At 60.5% G+C, this 20885-nt stretch carries 19 protein-coding genes; 13 read left to right on the forward strand and 6 right to left on the reverse strand.

Features of this window, described 5'->3' with window-relative positions:
- The first annotated feature begins 15 nt into the window (after positions 1 to 15).
- The 7 genes from ATU_RS22065 to ATU_RS22095 all read left to right on the forward strand — a co-directional run bounded on the left by ATU_RS22065 (position 16) and on the right by ATU_RS22095 (position 8986).
- Positions 16 to 738, forward strand: coding sequence for an aspartate/glutamate racemase family protein (locus tag ATU_RS22065; protein ID WP_010974086.1), 723 nt, complete (start codon positions 16 to 18; stop codon positions 736 to 738).
- A 101-nt stretch (positions 739 to 839) separates the two neighbouring features.
- A complete protein-coding gene (locus ATU_RS22070; RefSeq protein ID WP_010974087.1) occupies positions 840 to 1763 on the forward strand; it encodes a LysR family transcriptional regulator in 924 nt (307 codons plus the stop codon).
- Positions 1764 to 1879: 116 nt separating this feature from the next.
- A complete protein-coding gene (locus tag ATU_RS22075) occupies positions 1880 to 2359 on the forward strand; it encodes a formate dehydrogenase subunit gamma (RefSeq protein ID WP_010974088.1) in 480 nt (159 codons plus the stop codon).
- Positions 2356 to 3912, forward strand: coding sequence for a formate dehydrogenase beta subunit (locus ATU_RS22080; RefSeq protein WP_010974089.1), 1557 nt, complete (start codon positions 2356 to 2358; stop codon positions 3910 to 3912). The genes ATU_RS22075 and ATU_RS22080 overlap by 4 nt, the downstream gene beginning before the upstream one ends.
- Before the next feature lie 4 nt (positions 3913 to 3916).
- Positions 3917 to 6799 carry a formate dehydrogenase subunit alpha gene (fdhF, locus tag ATU_RS22085; RefSeq protein ID WP_010974090.1) on the forward strand — a complete coding sequence of 961 codons (2883 nt, stop codon included), beginning with the start codon at positions 3917 to 3919 and terminating at the stop codon, positions 6797 to 6799.
- A gap of 74 nt (positions 6800 to 6873) precedes the next feature.
- Positions 6874 to 7218, forward strand: a complete 345-nt coding sequence (locus ATU_RS22090; protein ID WP_010974091.1) for a formate dehydrogenase subunit delta — start codon at positions 6874 to 6876, stop codon at positions 7216 to 7218.
- Between the two features lie 115 nt (positions 7219 to 7333).
- The gene (locus ATU_RS22095; protein WP_010974092.1) at positions 7334 to 8986 is read left to right on the forward strand and encodes an OFA family MFS transporter; all 1653 of its coding nucleotides are present in this window, start codon (positions 7334 to 7336) and stop codon (positions 8984 to 8986) included.
- Positions 8987 to 9088: 102 nt separating this feature from the next.
- On the opposite strand, the gene ATU_RS22100 is transcribed toward ATU_RS22095, so the two are convergent.
- Complete coding sequence (locus ATU_RS22100; RefSeq protein ID WP_010974093.1) at positions 9089 to 10447, reverse strand: sensor histidine kinase; 1359 nt, start codon at positions 10445 to 10447, stop codon at positions 9089 to 9091.
- Positions 10444 to 11106 carry a response regulator transcription factor gene (locus ATU_RS22105; protein WP_010974094.1) on the reverse strand — a complete coding sequence of 221 codons (663 nt, stop codon included), beginning with the start codon at positions 11104 to 11106 and terminating at the stop codon, positions 10444 to 10446. The genes ATU_RS22100 and ATU_RS22105 overlap by 4 nt, the downstream gene beginning before the upstream one ends.
- A gap of 133 nt (positions 11107 to 11239) precedes the next feature.
- Between ATU_RS22105 and ATU_RS22110 the strand changes: the two genes are divergently transcribed.
- Entirely contained in the window at positions 11240 to 11809 is a 570-nt protein-coding gene (locus ATU_RS22110; RefSeq protein WP_006311344.1) for a hypothetical protein, read from the forward strand.
- 103 nt (positions 11810 to 11912) lie between these two features.
- Here the strand turns inward: ATU_RS22110 and ATU_RS22115 are convergent, their stop codons facing one another.
- The 4 genes from ATU_RS22115 to ATU_RS22130 form a co-directional block, all read right to left on the reverse strand.
- Positions 11913 to 12419, reverse strand: a complete 507-nt coding sequence (locus ATU_RS22115; protein WP_006311346.1) for a DUF992 domain-containing protein — start codon at positions 12417 to 12419, stop codon at positions 11913 to 11915.
- Positions 12416 to 12763, reverse strand: coding sequence for a BON domain-containing protein (locus tag ATU_RS22120; RefSeq protein WP_010974095.1), 348 nt, complete (start codon positions 12761 to 12763; stop codon positions 12416 to 12418). Before ATU_RS22120 ends, ATU_RS22115 begins: the two co-directional genes overlap by 4 nt.
- Positions 12764 to 12770: 7 nt before the next feature.
- Entirely contained in the window at positions 12771 to 12950 is a 180-nt protein-coding gene (locus ATU_RS22125; RefSeq protein ID WP_010974096.1) for a CsbD family protein, read from the reverse strand.
- Between the two features lie 139 nt (positions 12951 to 13089).
- Positions 13090 to 14568, reverse strand: coding sequence for a helix-turn-helix transcriptional regulator (locus ATU_RS22130; RefSeq protein ID WP_010974097.1), 1479 nt, complete (start codon positions 14566 to 14568; stop codon positions 13090 to 13092).
- Between the two features lie 234 nt (positions 14569 to 14802).
- Here ATU_RS22130 and ATU_RS22135 point away from each other — a divergent pair, with 234 nt between their 5' ends.
- The 5 genes from ATU_RS22135 (at position 14803) to ATU_RS22155 (ending at position 20881) form a co-directional block, all read left to right on the forward strand.
- The gene (locus tag ATU_RS22135) at positions 14803 to 15588 is read left to right on the forward strand and encodes a FadR/GntR family transcriptional regulator (RefSeq protein WP_010974098.1); all 786 of its coding nucleotides are present in this window, start codon (positions 14803 to 14805) and stop codon (positions 15586 to 15588) included.
- Between the two features lie 80 nt (positions 15589 to 15668).
- Positions 15669 to 17177 (forward strand): ABC transporter substrate-binding protein, encoded by a 1509-nt coding sequence (locus ATU_RS22140; RefSeq protein WP_010974099.1) that lies wholly within the window; start codon positions 15669 to 15671, stop codon positions 17175 to 17177.
- A 67-nt stretch (positions 17178 to 17244) separates the two neighbouring features.
- On the forward strand, positions 17245 to 18192 hold the full coding sequence (locus tag ATU_RS22145) for an ABC transporter permease (protein ID WP_006311351.1): 948 nt from the start codon (positions 17245 to 17247) through the stop codon (positions 18190 to 18192).
- A gap of 10 nt (positions 18193 to 18202) precedes the next feature.
- Positions 18203 to 19075: an ABC transporter permease gene (locus tag ATU_RS22150; RefSeq protein ID WP_035257191.1), complete on the forward strand. Its 873-nt coding sequence runs from the start codon at positions 18203 to 18205 to the stop codon at positions 19073 to 19075.
- A 21-nt stretch (positions 19076 to 19096) separates the two neighbouring features.
- The gene (locus tag ATU_RS22155; RefSeq protein ID WP_010974101.1) at positions 19097 to 20881 is read left to right on the forward strand and encodes a gamma-glutamyltransferase family protein; all 1785 of its coding nucleotides are present in this window, start codon (positions 19097 to 19099) and stop codon (positions 20879 to 20881) included.
- Positions 20882 to 20885 lie beyond the last annotated feature (4 nt).

Below are 20885 nucleotides of genomic sequence, written 5' to 3' on the forward strand. Positions count from 1 at the left end.
TTCAGGATGCGTGCGATGCATATTCGTTTGATCAATCCCAATTCCACCGCCTCCATGACCGCGCAGGCCCTCGATAGCGCCTTGCGGGTCAAGCAGAAGGATACCCACGTCTCTGCGGCAAATCCTGTCGATACCCCCGTCAGCATCGAAGGGCAGGCGGATGAGGCCATGGCCGTTCCGGGGCTTCTGGCGGAAATCCGCAAGGGCGAGGGGCATGGCGTGGATGCCTATGTGATCGCCTGTTTCGACGATCCGGGACTTCACGCCGCGCGCGAAGTGGCGCGGGGGCCGGTCATCGGCATCTGCCAGGCGGCTGTGCAGGTCGCGATGACGATCAGCCGGCGTTTTTCGATCATCACGACGCTGCCACGGTCCATACCGATTATCGAAGATCTGGTGGAAGATTATGGTGCCCAGCGCTATTGCCGAAAGGTGCGCGCGATCGACCTGCCGGTTCTCGGGCTTGAGGAGGATCCGGAAGTCGCGGAAGCCCTGCTTCGCCGCGAAATCGAGGCCGCCAAGCGTGAGGATGCGGCAGAGGCGATCATTCTCGGCTGCGCCGGCATGTCGTCGCTCTGCGACCGCCTGCGGGACGCCACCGGCGTACCCGTCATCGATGGCGTTACGGCTGCGATCAAGCTTGCCGAAGCGCTGGTCGGCGCCGGTTATACGACCTCGAAGGTCAATGCCTATGACTATCCACGCGTAAAGGGGCCAGCCCTCGTCGCCTGCGCCTAGTTTGCAGGAAAATGCCTGCGGCCCATTTGCGGGCGCTGCCGCCACGTTCTAGTGTTCTCCCGCGCGCACCCGTCAAGTGATCGCGCCGCGGGGGAGAGCGTATGATCGACAAACTGGAATTTTTTATTGCATTGGCACGGGCGGAACATTTCGGCCGGGCGGCGGAGGAGTGTGGTGTCTCCCAGCCCAGCCTCTCAGCCGCAATCCGGCAATTGGAGGACCAGCTGGGTGTCGGTCTTGTGGTGCGTGCGGCGCGGTATCAGGGGCTGACGCCGGAGGGCCAGCGTGTGCTGGAATGGGCGCGTCGTATCGTCGGCGATACCCGCACCATGCGGGAAGAAATGCGCGCTGCCCGCAAGGGCCTTGCCGGACATATTCGCCTTGCCGTCATTCCGACCGCGCTTGCGATGGTGCCGCGATTGACCGAATCCTTCCAGGCGCGCCATCCCGATGTGACCTTTTCCGTCACGTCACGCACCTCGCTTCAGGTGCTGGGGCAGATCGAAAATCTCGAGATCGATGCGGGAATCAGCTATCTCGACAACGAACCGCTGGGCCGAGTCACCACCGTGCCGCTTTATTCCGAGCGATATCACCTCATCACGGCAGGTGGAACGCCGCTCGCCGATCAGGAAAGCGTTACCTGGAAGCAGGTGTCGGGTCTTAGGTTATGCCTATTGACGCCGGATATGCAGAACCGACGCATCATCAACAAACACATGGCAGAGGCCGGTGTGGAGGCAAAGCCGACACTGGAATCCAACTCCATGATCGTGCTGTTTTCCCATATCCGAACCGGACAATGGGCTTCAATAATGCCGCGTAACCTAGCGGAATCATTCGGTTTTCCAAAACAGATAAAAATCATTCCGATCACTGAGCCGGATGCCGAACATCTGGTCGGTCTGATTGCCACGCACCGCGAACCACACACGCCACTCGTCTCGGCGCTGCTTCACGAGGCCCGCCAGCGAGCGGCGGAAAAAGCATTTGATAGGAATTTCCTATCAAACGACGGAAACTGATTATTGACCTGATCCTGCCGATCTCGCCATTCTTTCAGCCAATGCAGGGCTGCGACGGGATTTCACCATATCCCGCTCATCATTCCTTGCCCCTGTCGGTTTGGGAGGACTGGCTTATGAATATCAGAGCGGTTGCCGCAGATGAGGCGGCCCGTGTTTCCGCTGTTATCAACGAATGTCTCCACCTGGAGGGGCCTTTGCTGCCCATCCTGCACGCGGTGCAGGAAGAATTTGGTTACATCCCGGAAAGCGCCAAGCAGATCATCGCCTCCGCGCTGAATATATCGCGCGCGGAAGTTCATGGCGTCGTCACCTTCTATCCCGATTTTCGCGATCATCCCCAAGGCCGACATGTCTTAAAGCTCTGTCGCGCCGAGGCTTGCCAGTCGATGGGTGGCGAGCCTCTTGCGGAAACCATCAAGAACCGCCTCGGTCTCGAATGGCACGAGACTGCTGCCGACGGTTCCGTCACGCTGGAACCGGTTTTCTGTCTCGGGCTCTGCGCGCAGGCGCCGGCCCTGATGCTGGATGGTGAGGTCCATGCGAGACTGGACGATGACTGTCTTGGCAACATTCTGACGGAGGCGCGTCGATGAGTGTCACCGTTTTTATTCCCGGCGATTCCGCCGCACTTGCCGTTGGCGCAAACCGTGTTGCCGAAGCGATCGCTCGAGAGGCGGCCAGCCGCAACCTCGACGTCCAGATCGTCCGTAACGGTTCGCGCGGCATGCTCTGGCTCGAGGTGCTGGTGGAAGTGCGCACCGAGCATGGCCGTATCGCCTACGGGCCGGTAAAGGCCGCCGATGTCACGTCACTTTTCGATGCGGATTTTCTTGACGGTGGCGATCACCGTCTCTGTCTTGGGCCGACGAAGGACATCCCCTTCCTGAAAAACCAGACGCGCCTGACATTTGCCCGGTGCGGCGTTACCGACCCGCTGTCGCTAGAGGATTACCGCAACTATCAGGGCATGAAAGGCCTCGAAAAAGCCGTCACCATGGAGCCGCTCGCCATCGTTGCGCAGGTGACTGAAAGCGGCCTGCGTGGACGCGGCGGCGCGGGTTTCCCGACCGGCATCAAATGGAAGACCGTCGCAGATGCGAGGGCAGATCAGAAATATATCGTCTGCAATGCCGATGAAGGCGATAGCGGCACCTTCGCCGACCGCATGATCATGGAAGGCGACCCCTTCGTGCTGATCGAGGGCATGGCGATTGCCGGCCTTGCCGTTGGTGCCACCAAGGGCTTCATCTACACCCGGTCGGAATATCCATACGCCATCAAGGTCATGGAAAAGGCGATCGAGATCGCGAGGCGTGAGGGCATTCTTGGGTCCTCCGTCCTCGGTTCAGGCCGCGCTTTCGATATGGAAGTACGCATGGGCGCCGGCGCCTATGTCTGCGGCGAGGAGACGTCGCTCCTGAACAGCCTCGAAGGCAAACGCGGCACGGTGCGCGCCAAACCGCCGCTGCCGGCATTGCAGGGCCTGTTCGGCAAGCCGACCGTCGTCAACAACGTGATTTCGCTGGCGTCCATCCCGGTCATCATGGATCGCGGTGCCGCTTTCTATCGCGATTTCGGCGTCGGCCGGTCGCATGGCACCATCCCCATCCAGCTCGCCGGAAACATCAGATATGGCGGGCTTTACGAAACCGCCTTCGGTCTGACGCTCGGGCAACTGGTGAACGATATCGGCGGCGGCACGATCACCGGCCGCCCCGTTAAGGCGGTGCAGGTGGGCGGCCCGCTTGGCGCCTATTTTCCGGTGTCGTTGTTCGATACGATCTTCGACTACGAAGCGTTCACGGCGGCTGGCGGTCTTATCGGACACGCCGGGATCGTGGTTTTCGACGACACCGCCGATATGCTGCATCAGGCTCGGTTCGCCCTTGAATTCTGCGCGGTCGAAAGCTGCGGCAAGTGCACGCCCTGTCGTATCGGCTCGACGCGCGGCGTCGAGACTGTCGACAAGATCGCGCTTGGCATCGAGCGGGAGAAAAACACGGCGCTGCTCGAAGATCTCTGCGAAACGATGAAATTTGGGTCGCTTTGCGCGCTGGGCGGTTTCACGCCCTATCCCGTTATGAGCGCGCTCAGACATTTCCCGCAAGATTTTGCCCCCATCCCACGTGTTGAAGCGGCGGAGTAAGACCATGGCCCTTGTAACCGAATTCGACTACGGCACCCCGAAATCCAACGCGACGGATATGGTGACGCTCACGATCGACGGTCGGCAGGTCACCGTTCCGACGGGAACCTCGATCATGCGCGCCTCGCGCGAAGCTGGCATCGATGTCCCAAAACTCTGCGCCACCGACATGGTGGATGCCTTCGGTTCCTGTCGCCTCTGTCTTATCGAGGTGGAGGGCCGCAACGGCACCCCCGCCTCCTGCACCACGCCGGTTGCTGCCGGTCTCGTCGTGCATACCCAGACCGAGCGGCTGAAGCAGATCCGCAAGGGTGTGATGGAACTTTATATCTCCGACCACCCGCTCGACTGTCTGACCTGCGCCGCCAATGGCGATTGCGAATTGCAGGACATGGCAGGTGCCGTGGGCCTTCGCGATGTGCGTTACGGTTACGAGGGCGACAACCACGTCAAGTCCCGCACCGGAGGGGGCGATATCAATGCCCGCTGGATGCCGAAGGACGAAAGCAATCCCTATTTCACCTATGATCCGTCCAAATGCATCGTCTGTTCCCGCTGCGTTCGGGCCTGCGAGGAAGTGCAGGGCACCTTTGCGCTGACGATCGAAGGCCGTGGTTTCGAGAGCCGCGTATCGCCCGGGGCGCACGAGGCGTTTCTCGATTCCGACTGCGTTTCCTGCGGCGCCTGCGTGCAGGCCTGTCCGACCGCGACACTTACCGAAAAATCGGTGATCGAGATCGGCCAGCCGGAACATTCGATGGTGACCACCTGCGCCTATTGCGGCGTCGGCTGCTCCTTCAAGGCGGAAATGCGTGGCGAGGAATTGGTGCGCATGGTGCCGTGGAAGGACGGGCAGGCAAACCGCGGTCATTCCTGCGTCAAGGGTCGCTTCGCCTATGGTTATGCGACCCACAGGGATCGCATTCTCAACCCGATGATCCGCGAGAATATCGGCGATCCCTGGCGGGAAGTGAGCTGGGATGCGGCCTTTGCCTATGTTGCTTCGGAGTTTCGGCGCATTCAGGGCAAGTATGGCCGGGAGTCCATTGGTGGCATCACCTCGTCGCGCTGCACGAATGAGGAAACCTTCCTCGTGCAGAAACTCGTTCGCGCCGGCTTCGGCAATAATAACGTCGATACCTGCGCCCGCGTCTGCCATTCGCCGACGGGTTATGGTCTTGGCCAGGCCTTCGGCACCTCCGCAGGCACGCAGAATTTCGACAGCGTCGAACAATCCGACGTGGTGCTTGTCATCGGTGCCAACCCGACCGACGGCCATCCGGTTTTCGGTTCGCGACTGAAGAAGCGGCTGCGTCAGGGCGCGAAACTGATCGTCATCGATCCGCGCCGCATTGATCTTGTGCGCACGCCGCATGTGGAGGCCGCTTTCCATCTGCCGTTGCTGCCGGGAACAAACGTTGCCGTCCTGACAGCACTGGCGCATGTGATAGTCACGGAAGGGTTGTTCAACGAGGCCTTCATTCGCGAGCGTTGCGACTGGTCGGAATTCGAGGACTGGGCCGCTTTTGTCGCCGAGCCGCAGCATAGCCCGGAAGAGACGGAACGTTTCACGGGCGTACCGGCTGAAGATCTGCGTGGTGCGGCCCGCCTTTATGCCACCGGCGGTAATGGCGCGATCTATTACGGTCTTGGTGTCACGGAACACAGCCAGGGTTCGACCACCGTCATGGCAATCGCCAATCTTGCCATGGTCACGGGCAACATCGGCCGCCCCGGTGTCGGCGTCAACCCGCTGCGCGGTCAGAACAATGTGCAGGGCTCCTGCGACATGGGGTCTTTCCCGCATGAGCTGCCGGGCTATCGCCATATCTCCGACGATGCGACACGCGACGTGTTCGAGAAACTCTGGGGCGTGAAGCTCAACAACGAACCGGGGCTGCGTATTCCCAACATGCTGGACGCCGCCGTTGATGGCAGCTTCAAAGGCATCTACATCCAAGGTGAGGACATTCTCCAGTCCGATCCGGACACCAAGCACGTATCCGCCGGCCTAGCTGCCATGGAATGTGTTGTCGTGCACGATCTCTTCCTCAACGAGACGGCGAATTATGCCCATGTGTTCCTGCCGGGTTCCACCTTCCTCGAAAAGGACGGCACCTTCACCAATGCGGAGCGCCGCATCAACCGCGTGCGCAAGGTCATGTCGCCGAAGAACGGTTATGCTGACTGGGAAGTGACCCAGAAACTGGCGCAGGCCATGGGCCTTACCTGGAACTACACGCATCCCTCCGAGATCATGGACGAAATCGCGGCAACGACGCCAAGCTTTGCCAGCGTTTCCTACGCCTATCTGGAAGAGAAGGGGTCGGTGCAGTGGCCCTGCAACGAAAAATTCCCTGAAGGGTCGCCGATCATGCATGTGGACGGTTTCGTGCGTGGCAAGGGTAAGTTCATCCGCACCGAATATGTGGCGACGGATGAACGCACCGGTCCGCGTTTCCCGCTGCTGCTCACCACCGGCCGCATCCTGTCGCAATATAATGTCGGCGCGCAGACACGGCGCACCGAAAACGTCGTCTGGCACGAGGAGGATCGCCTGGAAATCCATCCGCACGATGCCGAACAGCGCGGCGTGAAGGATGGCGACTGGATCAAGCTCGTCAGCCGGTCCGGCGATACGACGCTCCGGGCGCTGATCACCGACCGTGTGGCACCGGGTGTGGTCTATACGACCTTCCATCACCCCGGCACGCAGGCGAACGTCATCACCACCGACTTCTCCGACTGGGCGACCAATTGTCCGGAATACAAGGTGACGGCGGTTCAGGTGTCGCCCTCCAACGGGCCGACGGAATGGCAGGAAGAATATGATGCGCTCGCGCGTCAGTCCCGCCGGATCGCCGGCAAGCTCGAAGCTGCGGAATAATCGGGGGCCGGGCCAGTCCCGGCCTTCTCATTCATGGAGGCGTTGGCCCGAGGAGCTGGCGCGGGGAGTAGGTCATGTTACTCAATCACACGGATGAAAAGCTGGTGAGGATGGCGAACCAGATCGCGACGTTTTTCCTGTCGCAGCCGGAGGATATTCGTGTGGATGGCGTTGCCACGCATATCAACAAGTTCTGGGAACCGCGCATGCGCCGCCGCTTCTTCGAGATGGTGGATGCGGGCGTCGGTGAGTTTCTGCCGCTTGTGTTTGCCGCATCGAAAGAGATCAGAAGGCCTGATGCGCCGGCAGCCGATGCCGTGGGGCTCGGCGACGATGCCAAGGGCGCGCCGGGCGGGAAAGGACCGATTGCGGGCGAGTCCCTGTCAGAACCGAGCGTGCCGGAAACGACGCGTGCCTGATCCGGGCGAAAACCGATAAAGCTTTTCGCCGCACGGGAGGACGTTCGGCGGTATCGAAATTCGCCTGGCGGGGCGAATGGAAAATGTCCAGACATCCACGAGGGAGGTAATGTCGATGGCAGTAGCAGACGCAACGGCGGGAGAGGCGGCGCAGGCCGGATTTTTGGACCGCGAACGAATAATTGCAAGACCGGGTTTCAATCGCTGGCTGGTGCCGCCGGCAGCTCTTGCCATCCATCTGTGCATCGGCATGGCCTATGGTTTCAGTGTTTTCTGGCTGCCGCTGTCGAAAGCGCTGCCGGCGACCGATCCGAGCTGCTCGAGCCTGACCCTGATGGGGGCGCTTTTCACCACGGAGTGTAACTGGCGCGTGGCCGATCTCGGCTGGATTTATACGCTGTTCTTCGTGCTTCTCGGCTGCTCGGCGGCCATCTGGGGCGGCTGGCTGGAACGGGTAGGCCCGCGCAAGGCGGGCTTCGTTTCCGCCTGCTGCTGGTGCGGCGGCATTCTGGTGGCCGCAATCGGCGTCGCCACTCATCAGCTCTGGCTGATGTGGCTGGGTGCGGGCGTCATCGGCGGTGTCGGCCTCGGCCTCGGTTATATTTCCCCGGTCTCGACCCTGATCAAATGGTTCCCGGACCGTCGCGGCATGGCGACAGGCATGGCCATCATGGGCTTCGGCGGTGGTGCGATGATCGGTGCGCCGCTCGCCAACCTGCTGATGAATACCTTCAAGACCGAAGCCTCTATTGGCGTCTGGCAGACCTTCGTCGTCATGGCGCTGGTCTATTTCGCCTTCATGATGGCGGGCGCCTTCGGTTATCGTATCCCCCCGGCCGGCTGGCGTCCGGAAGGCTGGACGGCACCGGCCGCCAAAAGTGCGATGATCACCACCCGTCACGTCCACCTGCGTGACGCACACAAGACACCGCAGTTCTGGTTGATCTGGGCGGTTCTCTGCCTCAATGTTTCTGCCGGCATCGGCGTCATCGGCATGGCCTCGCCGATGTTGCAGGAAATCTTTGCCGGTTCGCTGATCGGCCTGCCGGGTGTCGGTTTTGCCGATCTCGATGCGGGACAGAAGGCACAGATCGCAGCGATTGCCGCCGGGTTCACCGGGCTCCTGTCGCTGTTCAACATCGGCGGCCGTTTCTTCTGGGCGTCGATGTCCGACAAGATCGGACGCAAGAACACCTATTTCTGCTTCTTCGTTCTCGGCATCATTCTGTATGCGCTGGCACCGACGCTGGCGACGATGGGCAACAAGGCGCTCTTCGTGCTCGCCTTCGGCATCATCCTCTCTATGTATGGCGGTGGTTTCGCGACCATTCCCGCCTATCTCGCCGATATTTTTGGCACGCAGTTCGTGGGGGCAATCCATGGCCGCCTGCTGACGGCATGGGCGACGGCCGGCATCGCCGGACCCGTGGTCGTCAACTATATTCGCGAGGCACAGATCGCCGCGGGCGTTGCTCCGGGCCCTGCGCTTTATACCAGCACCATGTATATCCTCGCCGGCATGCTGGCCATCGGCCTCATTGCCAATGCCTTCGTGCGGCCGCTCGCCGACAAATGGTTCATGTCGGATGCTGAGGTTGCAGCATTGCAGGCGAAGACGGCCGCTGCCAATGCCGGCCCCACTGGCTCCTTCGGTATCGGCCGCGGCGGGTTGGATGCCAAGGCGGCTCTCGCCTGGGCTGCCGTCGGTATTCCGCTGCTCTGGGGTGTGTGGGTGACCGTGAGGAGCAGCCTTGCGCTGTTTGGGTGATTACTGACGCCTTCGACATTCTCCGGGCAGCCTTGCGCTGCCCGGATTTGTTTCAGGCGCTAGGCAGAAGCTTATCGAGGAACAGGCCGCGATTTGGGAGCATCATATGGCAGAGGGCAGGGTGAGAAGGCAGGTAAGCCCGCCATCGCCATTGCGCTCCATGCTGATCCTGCCGCCGTGAAGTTCGACAAGTTCCTTGACGATGGTAAGACCGAAACCGTCTCCCGGCACGGTCTCGTCCATGCGTCTGCCGGGCTCGAATACCTCTGAGACGAGAGCGTTGTCGATGCCAGGGCCATCGTCCGAGATCGTGAGCAAGATATCGCGCCCCGTTTGGCGGGCAGAAATTCTGACCCGACCCTTTGCCCATTTGAAGGCATTGTCCGTAATGTTGCCGATAATCTCGTCCAGATCTTCAGGCCCGACCTGCACCCGCAAGGTGTCATCCACCTCCACAGTCGCGACGACACCCCGGTCCGCATATATATGCGTCATGATCTCGAGAATATCGTCCACCCTCGGCCTGACCGGTGTTGTAGCAGCCACGCCACCGGCAGCGGTCTTGCGGGCGCGCGCGAGATGATGGCGGATTCTCTGGTCGATCCTGTCCACCAGCGCCCGCATGGTATTATCGGGGTCGTTGGTATCGTTGAGCGCGAGATAAAGGCTCGTGACCGGCGTTTTCAGGCCATGGGCGAGATTGGCAAAATGCAGGCGCGTCTCGGTCAGCCTTTCGCTGTTCTGTTCTACAAGGCGGTTTATCTCGCGGGAGGCAGGGCGAAGTTCCTGCACATCCGCGTCAGGCAATCGTTCCAGCGTGCCGGCCGAAATCGAGGAAATGTCGGCAGTCAGCTGCCGCAGGGGCCGCAGACCATAGCGCACCTGCAGGAAAATGCCCGCGACGAGACTTGCGCCCAGCAGCGTCATGGCCGGGATCAGCCATAAGAGCGCACTGCGGGCAGGCGCAACGAGCGCAAAACGGGGTGCGGTGGCAGTGATTTCGATGAGTTTCGCGCCCACCATGGTCTGGATGGAGCGAAGATAGAGGTCCTGACCGTGAAGCTCGGCGTTGACGCCGGGACGCGGCCCATGCTCCATCATCTTGCCCCAGTTGAAGGGGGAAGGTGGATTGTCCAGGCTCTGCCCGGCGAGCGAGCGTGAGGTGATGGCGACGCCCTCGCCACGGATCTGCCAGTACCAGCCGGAGCCGCGCCTGTCGAAAGGCGGGCCATCGAGGGCGGCATTCAGCGTCACGCGGCCGGCCTCGTCGATGGAAAGGGCGCTGCGCAGGCCTTCGATCTGCGTATCGAGCCGCTGGTCGATCTGTTCACGCACGACGCCGGCAACGATGAGGTAAAGAATGATCGAAGCGATCATCACGCTTGCGGTGACGAAGATTACTGAAAAAACCGTTAGGCGGCGCGATATCGAAGGTCCATGGTTGATCTTGGGTTCGCTCATGGCTCGGCCTTCAACATATAACCGCGGCCCCGAACGGTCTCGATATGCTCGGCGCCGATCTTGCGCCGCAGACGGGCAATGATGACTTCGATGGAGTTGGAATCCACCTCCGCATCGCCTTCATAAACCCGTTCGATGAGTTCACGGCGGTCAACCACCACCTCCTTGCGCAGGATGAGGCAGGAGAGCACGCGCCATTCCAATCCTGTGAGTTTTAGCGGCAGACCGTTCTGTTCGAAGGTTCCAAGCTGCGCGTCGAAGACAAGCGAACCGCAGGTAACGATGGACGCGGCATGGCCGGTGGCGCGGCGAACCAGTGCACGCAGCCGCAGAACAAGTTCTTCGACCTTGAACGGCTTTGTCAGGAAATCATCTGCCCCGGCCTTGAAGCTTGCCACCTTGTCCGGCCAGCCGTCGCGCGCCGTCAGCACCAGCACAGGCAGGTTGCGCTGCGCCGCCCGCCATGATTTCAGAACCGAAACACCGTCGATCCTGGGCAATCCGAGGTCAAGAATGGCGACGTCGTAAAGCTCGGTCAGGCCGGCATGTTCGGCATCCTCGCCATTCTGGGCGATGTCGACGACGAAATTCTCCGCGCGCAGGTTGGCCGCGATACGCTTTGAAAGGTCGCCGTCGTCTTCGACAAGAAGTACCCGCATAGTGTGCCTGCTCATGGTGTTGGATGCGTTTTATTAGGCCCGGAAGGCTTAACTCAAGCTGAACCACAAGGTTCAGGCTGCTGGTGGCCGGCTGCGGTTAAAACATGCCTGTCCATTCAAACAGGAGATCAACATGTCCCACTCTGAAGACAATAAAGAAATCGAATCTTCCCCCGCGCCGAAAGCTGCGACGGAAGCGCCGGTGCCGCCACACCGGAAACACCGTCGCAAAACCGCGGCCATGACGTTCGCGGCCGTTGCCATCCTTGCTGTCGGTGCCGCCGCCGGTGCAGGTGCGGTCAAACTGACAAGGCCGACGCCTGAAATGGCGCCGATGACGCCCGTTGCCATTTCCACCGTCAAGGAAGGTAACCTCGTCACCTTCAAGGGCAAGGTGGCGGAAATCTTCGGCAACAAGTTCATCGTTCAGGATGACAGCGGCCGTGCCCTCGTTGATACCGGACCGGAAGGCGAAAATGGAAAAGCCGCGAAGGTGGATGAGGCGATCAGCGTACAGGGCCGTTTCGATGATGGTGTGTTGCATGCGAGCTATATCGTTCGACAGGATGGTACCATCGAAGCATTGGGCCCGGCAGGCGGTCCGCCTCGCCATGGTCCCAAGCATGATATGAGGCGCGGTCCGGCGGGTGAAATCGGCCATGGTCCGATGGAGGACGCACCGCCGCCTCCGCCGAAGCCCTGATGCTTCTCATCCATATTGCAATTGAAAAAGCGCGCCGCGATCATCGCGGCGCGCTTGCTGTTACGTTGCTCATTGCCGGGGGAGAGATGCCCGGATGGGCGACTTAACCTGCACGCTTCAGCTTGAGGTGCGATACACCCGCTGCAACGTTGACGCCGGTGCCGACCTCGGCGCTGATCGGCTGTAGCGCGAAGTTCTTGGCATTACCGCCGATCAGCGCATTGGCGCCAACGCCGACACCAACAGACGCACCTGCCGAAGCGCCGACATAGTCGCCGCTCAGCGCACCGTCACCCACGCGGCTTGCGGCGGTATTCAGCACGATCCAGCTCATATAGGTCTTGCCGGTCACGCCAATGTCGAGGCCGAGCTTGCCGATCGTGCCGGTATAACGCTCCGTCTTGCCGGAACGCTGGCGGAACTCGCAGTTCACGGCCTTGCTGGAACCGACGACAAGACCGACGCCGCCAGCGATTTCACAGGACAGGGTGCCGACGCGTTCCTTTTGGGCGGTTTCCGTTGCACGCTTGCCGCTGTGCTTGGTTTCGGCGGAAGCGAGCGGGGCAATGGCCAGAGTTGCGATTGCCGTTGCAAGAACGAGTTTCTTCATTGTTTGTCACTCCTGTTGTTATTCACGAGGCGGATGCGCGGGGAAGCGGCATCCAGGTAGGTGTGGGGGCGCTGCCGGATCGCCAGATCGGCAATGATCGGCCGCGATGCGAAACATTCTGCGATGATGACCGCACGTTCGAAGGCAGAAAGCGTTTCCACTTCGCCCGAGAGCACGATGCGGCCCTCGACGGATGTGACGGAGATCGAACTGTGTTCCTGTCCATCCGCATAGGCGAGCACGGCTTGCAAGGCGGCACAAAGGCTGACCTCCTGGGGGAGACAGCTTGCCGCCGGCGTTACTTCACAAGCAAGCATCATGGTGAAACCTCCAACCTTGAACATTGGCGGTTCACTTGAATGCTTTTTTGACGGTGTCCTTCGTCTGGCCGAGCTTCTCCTGCGCCTGGCCGGCCAGTTTCTCGGCCTTGCCTTCCGCCTGAAGCTTGTCGTTGCCGGTAATCTTTCCGGCGGCTTCCTTGATGGTGCCCTTTGTCTGACGGGCGATACCTTCGATACGGTTATTATCCATGACGAATTCCTTCCATCGTTCGAGAGTGCCGCTGTTAATAACGGCATGATGGAAAGATAGGCCGGGAAAATCGCGCCTTGCAGAGCAATAACTACTAGTTCAACTGGTACAAACTGACCTAATTTATGCGGGCTGACCGCTATTTTTCCCTGCGGCCGGTAAAACCGCGTTCCCGCGCCCAGATCACCGCCGCGGTGCGGCGGTTGACGCCGATCTTGCCGTAGAGCGAGGCGATGTGGTTGCGGATCGTGTGTTTGGAGAGGTTCAGCCGGTCGCTCATTTCCTTGTCGCTGGAGCCATCGCAGATCAGTGACAATATCTGCTCCTCCCGGTCCGTCAGGTCCTTCAGCGAGGCGGAGGGCGACGCACCACGCGAATTCTGCCGCAGCCCCGCCAGCCGCTCCACCACGGTGCGGCTGAACCAGGAGGTGTCGGTCATGACGCTTTCGATGGCTTCGATCAACTCGTTCTCGGATCTGCGCCGTTCGGTGACGTCCTGTATCGCCCAGATGACACAGAGCTGGTCGTTGATTTCGGCGCGTTCGGCGGAAACGATGCATTCGGCCGTGCCATCATCGGCAAGGTTCATGCGCATGGCCTCATTGCGGATCGGGATATTGTCCTTCAGCCGCTTTTCAATGTCGCGCCGCGCCGGAACATCGTCCCACAGTCGCAATTCGCTCGCGGTCTTGCCGACAACCTCGGCTTCCTTGCGCCCGCATAGCGTCAGAAACGCATCATTGACTTCGGTCAGCACAAAGTCGTCCAGCCTCGAAATCGCTGCCGGCACGGGCGAGAGGCGGAAGGATTTGAAGAAACGCTCCTCGCTCTGACGAAGGGCATTCTGGGCTTTTCGGCGGCCATCGAGATCGGCGAAGGTGAACAGCATGCAGGGCTCTTCGGCAACGGCAATCGTTTCGCCCGCCACGATCACCAGCCTGTCGCCGCCGGGAATGGGAATGAGCGCCTCGCGCTGGCGGATGATGCGGCCCTCATGCAGGCGCTTGAGGGCGTCTTCCCCCGTCTCGCATTCGGAAAACAGCCCAAGCTCCTCGACGCTGACGCCGATGATCTCTTCGCGGCTGAAACCGGTCATTTCCAGAAAACCCTGGTTGACGCGAATGAAGCGCTCGTCCTCCAACCTACAGATCAGGCCGGGCGCGGGATTGGCGTTAAAGGCGCTCTCGAACCGCGCTTCCGCCTCGAAGCGCGGTGTCTCGTCGCGAATGATCAGCACCAGCACATCCGGTTTCGCGCCGGCATCTTCGAGAATGAGACCGCGCACGGTGTGGACCCAGCATTCGGTTTCATCGTCGCTTGGGGATATCTCCACCGTCACATCTTCGAATGTCTCTCCGGCGAGAAGCCGTTCAAGCGGATACTGCCCTTCGTCTAGAAGATGGTTGTTGCGATAGCGAAGCGTGAAATTCCGCCTGTAGCTTTCGGTGTCAGCGCCAAGCTCGGATATCGCCTCTTTGCGGTGCATCTCAAGTGCGGCCCTGTTTGCCCAGGCGATTGTTCCGTCGTTTTCGAGCAATATCAGCCCGTCACTCAGCCCGGCTATCAGGTTCTGCAACACAAGCCGGTTGATCTTCGGAATATCCTCGCTGTCGTCCATATCGCCCCCGGCATCTCATGATCTGCGAGACTATAACGCATGGTTTCGCCAAGTGTTGCAGCGTGTTGCGGAGGGAACGTTTGTTGTCGGGTTCCCTGTTCTAGAACGTGCAGATGAAAGCCGCGCGCAGCCTTTGAAAAATGCTTCGTGCCCATGTTTTGAGCACCAAAAATTATGGTTCAAAAATACGCTTGACCTGCACCCGAATTTCTCCGCAAATGAACCAATACACGATTGGTTCACAGAAATGGTGCGGCATTGACGGCGGGTCCCAACGACAACTCCAACTACGCGCTTGCTCGCCTTCGGGACTATATTCACACGAATGAGGTCTCGAAGGACGGCCGCTTACCGACAGAACGGGCCTTTGCCGAAAGTTTTAACGTCGGCCGCCGCGCCGTTCGGCGCGCCCTGGAAGTATTGGAAGCAGAGGGCCTGATCTGGCGGCGGCAGGGGGCCGGAACCTTTGTGGGTGAAAAACCGGATGATTGGTCCGCCCAGGTCACGGAACTGGTCGCCGGTACGGATTTCATGGAAATCATGGAGGTGCGCCTGCGCATCGAGCCGCAACTGGCGCAGCTTGCTGCCATGCGCGCAAAGCCGGCCGAGGTGGAGCGTATGCGCGCCCTTGTGGAAAAGACCGGCCAAAGCACCGATGCCGATGCCAAGGAATTATGGGACGGTTCGCTCCATCGGCAGATCGCCCAGAGCGCCGGCAACAAGCTGTTCCTGTCGATCTTCGATGTCGTCAACCGTATCCGACAGGACGATACATGGCAGTCGATCCGTGAACTTGCCCGCCGCAGTGGTACGAATGGCAGGGCGTCTTTTGAACAGCACATGGCCATTGTTGAAGCCATCGCCGACCGTGATCCGGCGCGCGCTGGTGAAGCCATGCGTCAGCACCTTCTCATGCATCAGGAAAGGTTGATCCGCGCCACCTCGCTCGGCTTTCTGGAAGAGAGAGCCGGGGAGGGCGATGCGGCTGAGGCCGATAATTCGCTAACCGAGGCTTCTTGAGGCCACGGGTGAAAACTGTCGTCCCTTGAGGGGGCGGCCAATGACAAAAAAGTCAAAATAACCAGACCAGAGGAAAGAACATGAAGAAAATCCAGACACTGACTGCTGCGCTGTTGGCAAGCGCTGTGCTCGCCGTGCCGGCGCTATCGTCCGAATTGCGCATCGGCCTCAACGACGACGCCGATGTGCTCGACCCCGCGCAGTCGCGCACCTTTGTCGGCCGCATCGTCTACACCGCCATGTGCGACAAGCTGGTGGATATCTCGCAGGATATGAAGATCGTGCCGCAGCTGGCCACCGAATGGGCCTGGTCCGAAGGCGGCAAGGTGTTGACCATGAAAATCCGTGATGGTGTCAAATTCCACGATGGCGAGACGCTGGATGCGGCTGCCGTCGTCGCCACCATCGAGCGCAACATGACGCTGCCGGAATCGCGCCGCAAGAGCGAACTGTCCTCGGTCGAGAAGGTCGAGGCGACGGGACCGCTGGACGTTAAATTTACGCTTAAGACGCCTGACGTTACCCTGCTGGCGCAGCTTTCAGACCGCGCCGGTATGATCGTGGCGCCGAAAGCGGCGAAGGAACTGGGTGCGAATTTCGGCTCCAAGCCGGTCTGCGCCGGACCGTTCAAATTCGTCGAGCGCATCCAGCAGGACCGTATCGTGCTGGAGAAATTCGCCGACTATTGGGACAAGGACAAGATCCTCGTCGACAAGATCGTTTATCTGCCAATCCCCGATACTACCGTGAAGCTGGCGAACCTTCGTGCAGGCGACCTTGATATCGCCGAGCGCATCTCGGCGTCCGATGCGGAATCGGTCAAAAACGATCCCAAACTGACCTATGCCGATGTGATCGGGCCGGGTTACATGGCTATGTATGTCAACATCAATAATGGCGCGCGCGCCGACAATCCTCTCGGCAAGGACAAGCGCCTGCGCCAGGCTTTCTCTTACGCGATTGACCGCGAAGCGATTGGCCAGATCGTGTTTGAGGGTACCTCCAAAGCCGGCAATCAGTCATTCCCGCCGACAAGCCCATGGTTCAACCAGAACCTGCCAGTACCGACGCGCGACATCGACAAGGCCAAGCAACTGATGAAGGAGGCGGGCTACGAGACGCTTGATGTCGAACTCCAGCACGCCAACAACACAACACAGACGCAGATGATGCAGGTCATCCAGTCCATGGTGGCTGAGGCCGGCTTTAACGTCACCCTTAAGGCGACCGAATTTGCAACGCTTCTGTCCGAACAGACCGCCGGCAACTATCAGCTCAGCCGCTCCGACTGGTCGGGGCGTATCGATCCCGATGGCAACCTGCACCAGTTCGTCACCTGCAAGGGCGGCATCAATGATGTGAAATATTGCAATCCCGAGGTCGACAAGCTGCTGAACGAGGCCCGCGCCTCGACCGAAGATGCGGTCCGCAAGGAAAAATACGATGCCGCAAGCGTCATCCTCAACGATGACATGCCGATCATCTATCTCGGCCACCAGCCCTATGCCTATGCCATTTCCAACAAGGTCAAGGGTTGGGCGCCTTCGCCTGATGGCATGATCCGCCTTCTCGGCGTTTCCAAGGACTGATCGCTTCGCATAGGTCGCACGGCTTGCCGTGCGGCCGCCAAGACCGGACCCAAACGGGGGCAATGCCATGCCTGTTTATATCGGCAAGCGACTGCTGGTCGCGATCCCGACGCTTCTGATCATTTCCATCTTCGTTTTCTCGCTGCAGAAACTGCTGCCGGGTGATCCGGTGCTTGCCATGGCGGGCGAGGAGCGTGATCCCGCGACGATCGAATTCCTGCGTGAGAAATATCGCCTCAATGACCCCGTGCCGTTGCAGTACCTCAACTGGCTGGGTGGCGTGGTGACGGGCGATTTCGGTATCTCGCTGCGGACGAACCAGCCCGTGCTGGAACTAATCGGCCAGAAGCTGCCTGTCACCATTCAGCTGGCTGTCATGGCGATGTTTTTTGCCATGGTCATCGGCATTCCGATCGGCATTTTGGCTGCTGTCAAGAAGAATACGTGGATCGATTACACGGCCAATATCGTGGCGCTTTCCGGCCTGTCCATCCCGAATTTCTGGCTCGGTATCATGTTGATCCTGCTTGTTTCGGTGAAGCTCGGCTGGCTGCCGGCGTCCGGTTATGAATCGATCTTCGTAGACCCTGTCCGTTCGATCGAAACCATGATCATGCCCGCCTTCGTGCTGGGCAACGCGTTAGCGGCGACGCTGATGCGTCATACCCGCTCGGCGATGGTGGCGGTTTTGAGTTCGGACTATATCCGCACCGCCCGTGCCAAGGGGCTCTCGCCGCGCGAGATCATTCTGTCGCATAGTTTCCGTAATGCGCTTCTGCCGGTCATCACGCTGCTGGCGCTGCTTTTCGGCGAATTGCTGGCCGGCGCGGTGCTGACGGAGCAGATTTTCACCATTCCCGGCTTCGGCAAGATGACGGTCGACGCGGTGTTCACCCGCGACTATGCCGTCGTGCAGGGCATTGTGCTCTGCACCGCCGTCGGTTTCATCCTCATGAACCTTCTGGCCGACATTGCCTATGTCCTGCTCAATCCCCGCCTCAGGGCGACAATCTGAGGCTGATATCATGACCGTTCTCGATCAAAACCTATCCGTACCGGCGGCACGGCAGGAAAGCCGCGCCTGGAAAAAAATGAAGCGCAACAAATCGGCGCTCGCCGGCTTGATCATCGTGCTTTTTTTCGCCGTGCTTGCCATTGCCGCGCCGATCCTGCCGATTGCCGACCCGGTTGCGACGAGCTGGTCGGCCATCCGCAAGGCGCCGTCGGCCGCCCACTGGCTGGGCACTGATGATCTCGGGCGCGACATTCTCTCACGCATGATCTATGGCGCCCGCGCCTCGTTGATGGCGGGCGTCGTCTCCGTGATGATCGCGGTGGTGATTGGCGTGCCCTTCGGTTTGATTGCCGGTTATTTCGGTGGCTGGGTGGATATGGTGATTTCCCGCATCACCGAAGCGTTGCTGGCCATGCCCTTCCTGATCATGGCGATTGCGCTTGCGGCCTTCCTCGGCCCGAGCCTCACCAATGCGATGATCGCCATCGGCCTTTCCGCCATGCCGATTTTCGTGCGGTTGACGCGCGGGCAGGTGCTGGCCGTCAAGATGGAAGATTATGTCGAAGGGGCGAGGTCCATCGGCCTGAACCACATCGATATCATGACCCGCTACATCCTGCCGAATGTCTTTGCCCCCATCATCGTGCAGGCGACGCTGACGGTGGCGACCGCCATCATCGCGGAGGCGAGCCTTTCCTTCCTCGGCCTTGGCCAGCAGGCACCCGCGCCATCCTGGGGCTCGATGCTGAACACCGCGAAGAATTTCCTGAGCCAGGCACCCTGGATGACGCTGTGGCCCGGCATCGCCATCTTCCTCGTCGTCATCGGCTTCAATCTCCTCGGCGACGGCCTGCGCGACGCGCTCGATCCGCGCGAAGCATGATTTTTTACAAGGAATATCGGAATGACTGAATTCACCACACGCCCTGAAATCCTTGGCACCTTCGGCGTCGTCACCTCAACGCACTGGATCGCCTCGGCGGTTGGTATGGCGATCCTCGAAAAAGGCGGCAATGCTTTCGACGCCGCCGTCGCCACCGGTTTCGTTCTGCAGATCGTCGAGCCGCATCTCTGCGGCCCGGGCGGGGACATGCCGGCCGTGTTTTATTCAAAGCAGAAGGACAAGGTTGAGGTTATCTGCGCGCAGGGGCCGGCTCCGAGTGGTGCGACGATTGAGCACTATACGTCGGAAGGGTTGAAGCTGATCCCCGGCGACGGGCTGCTCGCCACCGTCATTCCCGGTGCCTTCGATGGCTGGATGCTGATGCTGCGCGACTATGGCACGATGAGCGTGCGCGATGTCCTGGAACCCGCCATCTATTATGCCGAGTACGGGCACCCGACGCTGCCGCGTGTCTCCGCCACCATCAAGGGTCTGGCCGATTTCTTCGAGAGGGAATGGCCGACATCATACGAGACATGGCTGCCTGGCGGTGCCGCGCCGGAACCTCACGCCAGTTTTCGGAACCCGGTTCTAGCCGCGACCTATCAGCGGATCATCACCGAAGCCGAAGCGCGCTCCGGCCGTGAGAACCAGATCGAAGCGGCACGCGATGCCTTTTATCGGGGTTTCGTTGCGGAAGCCATCGACGGTTACGTGAGGACCGCAGAGGTGATGGATGCCAGCGGCGCACGGCACAAGGGCGTGCTGACGGCGCAGGATATGGCCGGGTGGAGCGCGACCGTCGAAGCGCCGCAGACGCTTGATTATCGCGACTGGACGATTGCCAAGACGCCCGCCTGGGGACAGGGGCCGGTTCTGCTGCAATCGCTGGCGCTTCTGAAGGGCTTCGACATTGCTTCCATGGACCCGTCCGGTCCCGACTTCATCCACACCATCGTCGAAGCCATGAAGCTCGCCTTTGCCGACCGCGAGGTCTATTACGGCGATCCGGAATTTGGCCAGATTCCGACGGAATATCTTCTCTCCGAAGGCTATAATGCCGGACGCCGGGCGTTGATCGGCAGTGAGGCCTCGCTGGAACTGCGCCCCGGCACCGTGCCCGGTTACGAAAAGCAGGTGGATGCCACCCTGGCCATGCTGGCCGAAATGAGCGGCAAGGGTACCGTCTACGAGCCGACCATGTCGCATCTGACGGAAAAGCGCGGTGACACCGTGCATATCGATGTCATCGACCGCTGGGGCAATATGGTCTCCACCACGCCTTCGGGCGGCTGGCTGCAATCCTCGCCCATCGTGCCGGGTCTGGGTTTCGCGCTCAATTCCCGCGCCCAGATGTTCTGGCTGAAGGAAGGCCTGCCGACCTCGCTCGCGCCGGGCAAACGGCCGCGCACCACGCTGACGCCCTCACTAGCGCTGCATCAGGGACGCCCGTCGATGGTGTTCGGCACGCCCGGCGGCGACCAGCAGGACCAGTGGCAACTGCCGTTCTTCCTTCGTTATGTCCACCACGGCAAGAACCTGCAGGCGGCCATCGACATGCCGCTGTTCCACACCTCGCATTTTCCGGGTTCATTTTATCCGCGCACCAGTTCGCCGGGTGAAATCATGGTGGAAGGCACGGTGGGCGAGGCGACGCTCGCCGAGCTGCGCCGGCGCGGTCACCGGGTCACTGTTGCCGATGCCTGGTCGGTCGGTCGGCTCACCGCTGCTCGCCGGGATGCGGATGGCCTGCTGCGCGCTGCCGCCACACCGCGGCTCATGCAAGCCTACGCGGTGGGACGGTGACATC

It is taken from the genome of Agrobacterium fabrum str. C58, assembly GCF_000092025.1.
Taxonomy (GTDB): Bacteria; Pseudomonadota; Alphaproteobacteria; order Rhizobiales; family Rhizobiaceae; genus Agrobacterium; species Agrobacterium fabrum.